This window comes from Porphyromonas levii (assembly GCF_018206105.1).
GTDB classification, from domain to species: domain Bacteria; phylum Bacteroidota; class Bacteroidia; order Bacteroidales; family Porphyromonadaceae; genus Porphyromonas_A; species Porphyromonas_A levii.
In genome coordinates this window covers 1-9,914 of sequence record NZ_JADRGN010000057.1, presented here as the reverse complement: position 1 = coordinate 9,914, position 9,914 = coordinate 1, and the positions used below count along the sequence as shown (strand labels likewise).

The 9,914-nt window shown below is 44.4% G+C and carries 13 protein-coding genes; 11 read left to right on the top strand and 2 right to left on the bottom strand.

What is annotated here, in order from left to right:
- Positions 1 to 204: 204 nt before the first annotated feature.
- From IX315_RS09050 to rplS, 10 genes are all read left to right on the top strand, one after another.
- Entirely contained in the window at positions 205 to 1,197 is a 993-nt protein-coding gene (locus tag IX315_RS09050) for a hypothetical protein (protein WP_018358335.1), read from the top strand.
- A gap of 205 nt (positions 1,198 to 1,402) precedes the next feature.
- Entirely contained in the window at positions 1,403 to 1,897 is a 495-nt protein-coding gene (locus tag IX315_RS09045; RefSeq protein ID WP_134849747.1) for a thioredoxin family protein, read from the top strand.
- A gap of 5 nt (positions 1,898 to 1,902) precedes the next feature.
- Positions 1,903 to 2,853, top strand: a complete 951-nt coding sequence (locus IX315_RS09040; RefSeq protein ID WP_211837396.1) for a PhoH family protein — start codon at positions 1,903 to 1,905, stop codon at positions 2,851 to 2,853.
- A gap of 30 nt (positions 2,854 to 2,883) precedes the next feature.
- Entirely contained in the window at positions 2,884 to 3,834 is a 951-nt protein-coding gene (locus IX315_RS09035) for a phosphoribosylaminoimidazolesuccinocarboxamide synthase (RefSeq protein ID WP_018358332.1), read from the top strand.
- Between the two features lie 32 nt (positions 3,835 to 3,866).
- Positions 3,867 to 4,592 carry a bifunctional demethylmenaquinone methyltransferase/2-methoxy-6-polyprenyl-1,4-benzoquinol methylase UbiE gene (ubiE, locus tag IX315_RS09030; protein WP_156808686.1) on the top strand — a complete coding sequence of 242 codons (726 nt, stop codon included), beginning with the start codon at positions 3,867 to 3,869 and terminating at the stop codon, positions 4,590 to 4,592.
- A 2-nt stretch (positions 4,593 to 4,594) separates the two neighbouring features.
- Positions 4,595 to 5,326, top strand: a complete 732-nt coding sequence (locus IX315_RS09025; RefSeq protein WP_211637369.1) for a shikimate dehydrogenase family protein — start codon at positions 4,595 to 4,597, stop codon at positions 5,324 to 5,326.
- A gap of 62 nt (positions 5,327 to 5,388) precedes the next feature.
- The gene (locus tag IX315_RS09020; protein ID WP_018358329.1) at positions 5,389 to 6,216 is read left to right on the top strand and encodes an outer membrane protein assembly factor BamD; all 828 of its coding nucleotides are present in this window, start codon (positions 5,389 to 5,391) and stop codon (positions 6,214 to 6,216) included.
- 49 nt (positions 6,217 to 6,265) lie between these two features.
- On the top strand, positions 6,266 to 6,604 hold the full coding sequence (locus tag IX315_RS09015) for a DNA-directed RNA polymerase subunit omega (protein WP_211637373.1): 339 nt from the start codon (positions 6,266 to 6,268) through the stop codon (positions 6,602 to 6,604).
- 90 nt (positions 6,605 to 6,694) lie between these two features.
- Positions 6,695 to 7,162 carry a DUF4293 domain-containing protein gene (locus tag IX315_RS09010; RefSeq protein ID WP_026215654.1) on the top strand — a complete coding sequence of 156 codons (468 nt, stop codon included), beginning with the start codon at positions 6,695 to 6,697 and terminating at the stop codon, positions 7,160 to 7,162.
- A 125-nt stretch (positions 7,163 to 7,287) separates the two neighbouring features.
- Complete coding sequence (rplS, locus tag IX315_RS09005) at positions 7,288 to 7,638, top strand: 50S ribosomal protein L19 (protein WP_018358326.1); 351 nt, start codon at positions 7,288 to 7,290, stop codon at positions 7,636 to 7,638.
- Positions 7,639 to 7,708: 70 nt separating this feature from the next.
- Here the strand turns inward: rplS and IX315_RS09000 are convergent, their stop codons facing one another.
- Together IX315_RS09000 and IX315_RS08995 are read right to left on the bottom strand one after the other, a co-directional pair.
- On the bottom strand, positions 7,709 to 8,308 hold the full coding sequence (locus IX315_RS09000; protein WP_244973138.1) for a cob(I)yrinic acid a,c-diamide adenosyltransferase: 600 nt from the start codon (positions 8,306 to 8,308) through the stop codon (positions 7,709 to 7,711).
- A gap of 12 nt (positions 8,309 to 8,320) precedes the next feature.
- Complete coding sequence (locus IX315_RS08995) at positions 8,321 to 8,851, bottom strand: hypothetical protein (protein WP_211639820.1); 531 nt, start codon at positions 8,849 to 8,851, stop codon at positions 8,321 to 8,323.
- A 112-nt stretch (positions 8,852 to 8,963) separates the two neighbouring features.
- On the opposite strand from IX315_RS08995, the gene IX315_RS08990 reads away from it, so the two are divergent.
- Positions 8,964 to 9,890, top strand: a complete 927-nt coding sequence (locus IX315_RS08990; protein ID WP_033408453.1) for a M48 family metallopeptidase — start codon at positions 8,964 to 8,966, stop codon at positions 9,888 to 9,890.
- The last annotated feature ends 24 nt before the right edge of the window (positions 9,891 to 9,914 follow it).

Here is a 9,914-nt window from a genome sequence, read left to right as displayed (position 1 = left end):
TTTTTTCCTGCTTACTTGACTACCTAACCTAAAAAGTAGTTACATTTGCGAATACGAGAGAGATATATGACAATTTCCACTACTATTGTTCTGTATTTATCATAATCCTCTCTATACCTATATTTACTTTAACGTTTATGGACTGCCATGAATCTACTATGATAATTGACTACAGTATACTAACTAACTTTTACAATATTATCTATGGCTACGACAACAACACCTGGTGAGATTAAAGTCTCATCCAAAGCTTGGGTAAAGTCTATTTTATCCTTCGTACTGGTACTCTGTACCATGCCATTAGGGCATGCTATGATGATTCTAATGGAGCACTTCATCTTCCCTCAATGGCTCCCGAATGCGGCTTTTGCAATGGGGGCTTTGGGATTGGTATTCGCCATTTGTGGCGTCTTCTTGAAAAAAGAGACTCCTCAGACTATCATGGGGCTCATCGGAGCACTTCTGCTTTGGACTGGCTGGGTAGAGTTTCTCTTTATGTACTATGCCCAAAGGTTCGGCGCACATCCTGAGATTGTGAATGGAGTGATTTCAACATCAACTGAATACATCAATGGGATTGCGAGCCAACCACAGATGTTTCTAAATGGAGAGCCAGTAGCGCACATCCAAGATATTAAGCCACTCGTCGTTACACGCCCAGAATACCTACTTATGCCTGCATCTTTCGGTATGTGGGTTACTGTCATGCTACTCTATATATTTAATGTCCGTACTGGATGTAACTTTATCAATTGGTGCCAGAAATTATTCTTTGGCAAGAAACGTGAGGAGATTGTGACCAAAGGGATGACGCGCCACCCAGCTATTGTAACGTTTATAGAAACGATGATGCTGTTATGGACTTGCTACCTAGTTCTGATGTTTTGCTACGACCCCCGCTTCTTAGGAGAGACACATCCTGTAACTATAGCTCTTGGTATTGGTTGCCTCGTGGGAGCATTCTTTATTTTCCGCAAGCAACTCAGACTGCATCAATGGGGACCCAATATCCGCATGGCAATTGCCAATGTTATAGTTATCTGGACTCCTGTAGAGATACTAGGGCGCAACGATATGCTCAACGAAATATGGGTAGCCCCTTTGGAGCATATTACTGAGATGGTGGTGGTTCTGGTTACTTTTATTGCCATAGGCACTTATCTAGCATTACAGAAGAAGAAATCGAGAGGACACTAAGGCACGGGATATTAAAAGACGAGCTCCAAGGGATTATGCTTTTTTCTTGGAGCTCGTACTAATGTACTGAAGCCTGAGCGTCATGTCTGCAAATGGGGAAAGAGGTCATGGCTTATAGAGGTCACACCTATATTAATATGTACTTATAGGGCTCCATATCGTCATTTTTATTTACCTTTGAAGTTCTAAGGACGAATAGGAAAAGATGATGATGAAGATAGATAAGAAGAAAGTACTCAAAGAGATTGGCTTTTTTGCTGGTATCCTTCTACTCGCTGGTGTGATTTCGGGATTTATAGACCTTACGCCACACAAGCCCATTGCTCAGACTGCATCTCAGAAACCTGCAGCGGTAAGAGATATTACTGGGCAGGAATTTATCGACCAAATATATGACTATACCTCTGGGAATGAGTGGAACTATAAGGGTGACAAACCTGCGGTAATAGACTTCTATGCCGTGTGGTGTGGTCCTTGTAAGCGTCTACGACCTCGCCTAGAACAGTTGGCAGCGGAGTATGGCGATGAGATTGTAGTCTATGCCATAGAGGTCGAAAAGTATCCAGAGCTAATGAGGATGTTGGGCATACAGGCTTTCCCTACGCTACTATTTGTACCCACAAAGGGCATTCCCACTTTGGGGCAAGGACTGATGAGCCTTCGGACTTTAAGAGAAGAGGTCGAGAAGATTAAGAAGTAGTGATTATGAATGAACGCATCTATCTCCTAGAGGAGGCAGACCCACAGGTATTCTTTGGGGTGAATAATCGTAACCTGCTTATCCTTAAGGAGACCCACCCTAAGCTACGTATTATGGCAAGGGGCAATATTATTAAAGTTATTGGGGAGGCTGAAGAACTGAAGCCCTTTCTCCGGCTGCTCAATCAAATGGAAGAGCGTGTAACAAAGTACAATACCCTAGATGAAGGAACACTAGAGGCAATGATTTCGGGCGAAGAGCGTGTGGCAAAGCAGCCTCAGGAAGATATTGTGGTATATGGTGCTGGAGGGAAGCCTATCACTGCTCGGACACAAAACCAAGCAAAGCTTATTGAGTTGATTGAGTCGCATGACCTCGTATTTGCCACGGGTCCAGCTGGATCGGGCAAGACCTTTCTTGCTATTGTTATGGCTGTGAAGCTACTCAAGTCCAAGGAGGTTCGCCGAATCATTCTAAGTCGTCCTGCGGTAGAAGCTGGTGAGAAGCTAGGGTTTCTCCCAGGCGAAATGAAGGATAAACTTGATCCTTATTTACAACCTCTATATGATGGACTTCAAGAGCTTATCCCTGCGATTAGGCTCAAAGAGTATATGGAGAGTGGCGTGATTCAGATTGCCCCACTTGCCTATATGCGGGGTCGGACACTCAATGATGCTGTCATCATCCTAGATGAAGCACAAAATACAACCCCGCACCAAATGAAGATGTTCCTCACGAGACTTGGCCGGAGCGCTAAGATGATTATTACAGGAGATATGACCCAAGTGGATTTGCCCAAGGGCGTGCCCTCGGGGTTAAGAGAAGCAGAGCGTATCCTCCGGAATGTAGATGGCATTGGGTGGATGGAATTTGAGAAGAAAGATATTATGCGGCATGAGCTTGTACAGGCAATTGTAGACGCTTACGATGCTCACGAGCACGAGAAACAAGAGTAAATACAACACACATATTATATACATAGTATTATGGCAAAGGCATTGACAAATACGAACCTAAACCTACCAGGGATAAAGAACCTCTATCATGGCAAGGTGAGAGATGTATACACGCTGGAGGGCGACCTATTGGCAATGGTAGTAACGGATAGGATTTCGGCATTCGATGTTATCCTCCCTGAGGGTATCCCTTACAAGGGAGAGATACTCAATAGAATAGCTGCTAAAAACCTAGATGCGACCTCTGATATTGTCTCAAACTGGAAGATCGCTACTCCCGACCCAATGGTGACAATAGGGCATAGTTGCGAACCATTCAAAGTGGAGATGGTGATCCGTGGCTATATCACGGGAAGTGCCTGGCGCACCTATACCTCTGGGCATCACACGATTTGTGGTATCACGCTTCCAGAGGGCTTGAAAGAGAATCAGAAGTTTGACCACCCTATCATTACGCCTACGACTAAGGCCGATGAAGGACACGATGAGGATATCTCTCGAGAGGAGATTATTGCTTCCGGACTAGTATCCAAAGAGGACTACGAAGAACTAGAGAGGATAACACAAGCTCTATTTAATAGAGGTACCGAGCTAGCAGAGAAGCAAGGTCTTATTCTTGTAGATACGAAGTATGAGTTTGGTAAAAAGGATGGTAAGATCTATCTAATCGATGAGATTCACACACCAGACTCCTCTCGCTATTTCTATAAAGACACTTACCAGGAGCTATTTGAGAAGGGCGAAGCACAACGTCAGCTCTCCAAGGAGTTCGTACGGAAATGGCTTATGGATAATGGCTTCCAAGGGAAAGAGGGTCAGAAGGTCCCAGAGATGACTCCAGAATATTGCGATAGCGTAACAGAGCGATACATTGAACTCTTCGAGCACCTAACAGGAGAGAGCTTCGAGAAGCGTGATACCAGCAATCTACACGATAGAATAGAACGCAACCTCACTGCATGGCTCAAGGAGAACAAATAAAAGGGGAATCTTTCGCAGGTAGGATTAGGGCAATGTTTGATAGCATTGCCCCGACCTACGATGTGCTCAATAGGGTTAATAGCTTCGGGCTGGACATCCATTGGCGTAAGGATTTAGTTAGGAGGGTATCCAATGAGCGGCCCTTGCGAATACTAGACTTAGCAGCAGGGACAGCAGACCTCTCAATCATGCTGGCTCAAAAGTGCCCTAATGCTACAGTGATTGCGAGCGACCTCTCTATCGGGATGCTCGAGATTGGCGAACAAAAAGTAAGGGAAGCGGGGTTGAAGCAAGTGGAATTCAAAGTGGCAAACGCCTTGGATCTACCTTTCGATAATGATAGTTTTGATGCAGCTACCTGCGCTTTTGGCATACGCAACTTTGAGTCTATCCAGAAGGGGTATGAGGAGCTCTTCAGAGTATTGCGCCCAGGTGGCATGGTAGCGATATTGGAACTCTGTGAGCCAGAGAATGGGTTCCTCAATCTAGCCTACAATGTGCACATGAAGGCTGTTGTTCCAGTGGCAAGTTCGCTAATAGGTCATCATAAAGATGCCTATGACTACTTAGCTAAGAGCATTCACAAAGTTCCCCATAGAGAAGGGATGGAGCAGCTGATGCAGAAGGCGGGCTTAGTGAATACCTACTATAAAATATATCCACCAGGTGTATGTGGACTATATGTAGGCTATAAGCCGCTAAGGGAAGAGAGTGCGCAACATCAAGAAAGAATCTATAGCCTTCAGCACAGACGATAAGAGTGACAAGAAAATACGGGCTCATAGGCAAAGGCATCAGCTACAGTCGCTCTCCTGAGATATGGCAAGAGTTATGGCAGAAGGAGGGAGTTGGAGACTGTTCCTTCGAGATTATCGATACAGATAATCCGCAGTCGATTATCCAACAATTTAGACTAGACCCTTCATGGTATGGCTTGATGGTAACTACGCCATACAAAGAGACCGTATTACCCTTGCTCGATACACTATCTATTGAAGCTCAAGAGGTGGGAGCAGTTAATGCAATAGCAAAATCCAATGGGAGTCTGATCGGTTATAATACTGATATTGCAGGCTTTCTCGCACCGCTTGAAGGATATTTACTCGAAGGTAATGCCCTTGTCTTGGGGAGTGGAGGAGCGAGCAAAGCGGTTCGTTATGCGCTTAAATCTATTGGAATGAACGTGGCTATTGTCTCGCGCTCTCCAAGAGAGGGAGAGCTGAGCTATAATGAGGTGACAACTAGTTACCTTGCCTCTACACGCATAATTGTCAATGCTACGCCTTTGGGTGGGCCTCTTTTTCCAGATAGGTGTCCAGATATCCCGTATTCGGCACTTACTGATAAGCATATCCTATACGACCTATCCTATTTACCCCCACTCAGATTCTTATCTGTAGCACCAGCCACATGTATCAAAATAAATGGGGAAGATATGCTTCGTGCTCAGGCAGGGGTAGCAAATAGGATATTCCAAAGACTAGGCAAGTGAAATAAATGTATATTATTGGTATCTTTGCCAGAACATAGAATACGTTTTATAGCTCAGTAGAAATGAAGCAAATAATAAAGGCATCCATAGTTGGTCTATTCGTCCTTCTCTTCGCGACCTCGTGCAACGAACTAGCCAAGGTCCAGAAGAGTACAGACTTGTACGAAAAGTATTCGTATGCCAAGAAGTTTTACAATACAGGGAAGTACGCTTGGGCTGCTCAAACCCTAGAAGAGATACTCCCCTACTTTCGTGGTAGTAGTGAGATGGAGCCCGCTCTATACCTTAAGGCTCAGTCGTACTACAAGATGAAAGACTACCAACAAGCACAGCTTGCCTTCAAGCAGTACTACACCGACTTCCCGAATGGTGAGTATACCGAATTGGCTCGCTTCTATTCAGGCTATGGATTGGCGCAGGACATTCCTGACCCAAGACTTGATCAGTCCAAGACTATGTCTGCTATGCATGAGCTGCAGCAGTTTATTGACTTCTACCCTCAGAGCGAGAAAGCAGAGGAAGCCAAGCAATTGCTCTTTACTTTGCAAGAGAACCTTGCTCTTAAGGAAGTCCTCAATGCGAAACTATACTACGACTTAGGCAACTACATATTCAACAATTACGAGAGTTGCATCATCACCGCTCGTAATGCCATGAAGACGTACCCCTACTCTATCCATAAGGAAGAGATGCACTACTACGTAGTCGCTTCCCTATACGAAATAGCGAAGAACAGCGTACAGGAAAAGAAGCAACAGCGTCTAAGAGACCTCAGAGATGAGTACTACAACTTCATCAATGAGTTTCCCGACGGCAAGCGAAGGAAAGATGTAGATAAGTTCTTTGCGTATGCCGAGAAGAATATTGACCCCAACGCAGGTTGGTATTGATATAGAGACACGATAGAAGTTTACAAGTTTACTACACTATACAATAGGTATGAAGAAGAAGACAAATACTCCACTGACGACAGTTACTCGTGACCTTGATAAGTTTAGCGAGCCTACTGGTAACCTTTACGAATCAGTAGTGGTGATGAGCAAGCGTGCTAATCAAGTAGCTGCAGAAACTAAGAGCGCCCTAGAGAATAAGCTCCAAGAGTTTTCTACCTACACTGATACAATGGAGGACTTCTCTGAGAATCAGGAGCAGATCGAAATATCTAAGTACTACGAGCGCCTTCCAAAGCCAGTACTAGTAGCTGCTAAAGAGTTTGAGGACGGAGAAGTATACTTCTGCAATCCTCTCAACGAAGTGGAGGATGAGGAAGAGCTCTGATGCTCCAAGACTAGAAGACAAGTGGGTGGTAAGTAGGTACGCAAGTATCATGCTACCGCTCACTTTTTTATTACAAATACATATTGAAGTATGATACAGCGCAAACAAACACTATTTTTACTATTCTCGGGAATACTGATGCTGCTTATGGTCTTTATCCCTATCGCTAAGGTGACAATTCCCGACATGGTTTACTCACTCAATGCCACAGGCTTTGAAGACTTATCTGGAGATATAGCAATGCCTACCTGGGCTTTATTTGGTATAACAATCCTCATTGTCTTGCTCAGCTTTGTGGCAATATTCCTTTACACCAAGCGAGTACTCCAGATGCGTATTACCGTCTTTAACCTTCTGCTGAAGGTTGGTTTCTATGCCTTAGTCTTTGTATACCGTTATTCATTTACAAATACACTTGTAGATTCCAACTTAGATTGGGACTTTAGTATTACCCCTTGGCTCGCCCTTCCAATCATAGCGATAATATTCGACTATCTTGCCTACCGAGGCATAGCCATAGATGAGCGAACAGTTCGCTTTATGGATAGACTCCGCTAATAAGTTGGATATATAGCATAAAAATGGTACCTTTGCAACGCTTTGCGTAATCTCTGCTAGGAATGCATGAGTGGCCTAGTTATATTGCGTTTAGTAAGTACTAAATAATATAAGCAAAAAGAGCAATGGATTTAATTAAGCTTGTAGAGCAAGAGATGGCTGCAGGAAAGCAGCACCCACAGTTTAGGAGTGGTGATAACATCTCTGTAGCGTATCGTATCAAGGAGGGTGACAAGGAGCGTATCCAGATCTTCCGTGGTGATGTCATTAAGATTGTGGGTGATGGTGACAATCGTCGCTTTACAGTTCGCAAGATTTCAAGTGGTATTGGTGTAGAGAGGATCTTCCCTTTCAACTCTCCATTTATCGATGAGATCACTGTACACAAGAGAGGTCATGTACGCCGTGCTAAGCTCTATTACCTACGTCAGCTCACTGGTAAGAAGGCTCGTATTCGCGAGAAGAAGAGCTACTAATAGCTTTATTGCCAAATTGAGTAAAAAAGGCTGGTCAGGAACATAACCGACCAGCCTTTTCTGTTTCCTATTAGTCTCTAAAACGTTTCCATGTAACCTCCTCACCATTCTCATGCCGAGCTAAAACACGGGCAAGGACAAAAAAATAATCACTCAGGCGATTTATAAAGTTCTTGACTCCAGCCTCCACATCTGCCTCAGGGTCTGTATCCAATAGAAGATATATAGCTCGCTCAGTACGGCGTGTCACGGTACGGCAAACATGAGCCATACTAGCTGCCTGACCTCCTGCAGGGATAATAAACTCAGTCAACTTAGGTAGCTCAGAGTCCATTACATCTATCTGATGCTCCAAGGTCTTGATATCCTCATCTGTTACGCCACTTGGCAAATCAAATTCCTTCTTCTGCCCTCTGAAGTCTGCAGCCAAGTAAGATCCACAAGTAAATAGGCGGTCTTGGATCATCGTCAAGGTTACATCCTGCCCTATTTCACTAGGTGTAAGTGCTCTAAGCAATCCGACAAACGAGTTAAGTTCATCCACCGAACCATAAGTATTCAACCGCAAAGACCCTTTTGAAATTCTCTGACCGCTCATCAAAGAAGTCCGTCCCTTGTCTCCGCCTCTTGTATAGACCGAACTTCGCTTAATCTCTTTCTCTGTACTCATATTCTATTTCTATTAAAATGTAGTTCGATAAACATACTTCACCTTATCCATACCAGCAACAAGTGCGGTATCATAGAGATCTAGTACTATCCCTTGTGGGATGCTCCCTACCCACTTCTTAAACACTCTAGCCGTCTCTTTAGTTTTCCGAATATCCGTAAATATCAAATAAGTGCTATCAGTGATATCAATAGCTTCAATATTACTCGTGACCACCAATACTCTATCCAAATCGTGAGGTAACTGATAAGTGATAGGCACAGAAGAAGATGCCAACCGCACAATCGTTTCTACGCTCTTATCTTGATCTATCAAAACAACTTCGCGAAGTGGCACACGTGCTACCGTCCTATATATGAGTAGGTGCAACGATCTACTAAACAGCGGATAATACTCATCAAAATGATAATACCGTGCATACGGACGAACCAACATCTGCACCATGCGATAAGCCTTGGGAGAGTGTACACCCCTACCTCTCCCATACCTTATCCTTCGAAGCCAACGAAAGCGATACAAACTTATTCTCCTATAATGTGTCATAACAATAGCAAACGTAACACTTTTTGAGGTGACTCATGCGTTTTGTAGCTAGAAAATAGATATCTTTGAGGTGCGACAAGGAATAATTATTCAATATATACATAGTAATTATATGAAAACGACTAGGTTCAAAATAATGGCAGTGCTAGTGCTGCTTACGACAGGTCTCGCTGGCTGCTCCACAGTAGCTTTGAGTGGAAGAAATAGAGTCAATCTTATTCCCGATAGCCAAGTGCTACAAGCGAGCTTTGCCCAATATCAAGAATTTATGGCGAAAGCCCCTAAGAGTAGAAATACCAAGCAGGTACAAAGAGTTGTGCAGATAGGACAGCGTATTGCCAAGGCTACAGACGCTTATCTCCGTGCCAGCGGATTGGCAGCAGATGCAGACAACTTCCGATGGGAGTTCAATCTAATTGCCTCTGACCAAGTAAACGCATTCTGTATGCCTGGTGGCAAGATTGTGGTGTACGAAGGCATACTCCCCGTAACCAAAAATGACGATCAGCTAGCCACTGTAATCTCTCACGAGGTGGCACACGCAGTAGCAAAACATGCCAATGAGCGCATGAGCCAGCAAGTCCTACAGCAATACGGGGCTTCAGCCCTAGGGCTTCTTCTTGGAGGCAAAGGCAGAGCTACTCAGCAAGTAGCAAGCATCCTCTACGGAGTGGGCTCGCAGGCATTCTTTACTCTTCCATACAGCAGGAAGCACGAGTATGAGGCAGATAAAATCGGACTCTACCTGATGGCTATTGCTGGTTTCGACTATACTCAGGCGGAAGTATTCTGGAAAAACATGGCAGGTGGCAAGTCACAAGAAGGACAGAGCGACTTCTGGAGCACACACCCTACCGATGCTAAGCGTATCCAAGCTATCCACGATGAGCTACCCAATGTACGTGCATTCTTGAGTGGTGGAAAAGCGAGCATTCCCACTCCTAAAAATGCCAGTGCAATTACGCCTACAGCACAGAAGTCGGTAAATATGTCTGACATCAATAAGGGGCGTACTACCCCGATCAAGACAAGATACTAGTAGAGCATCATACGCCCTAGATCT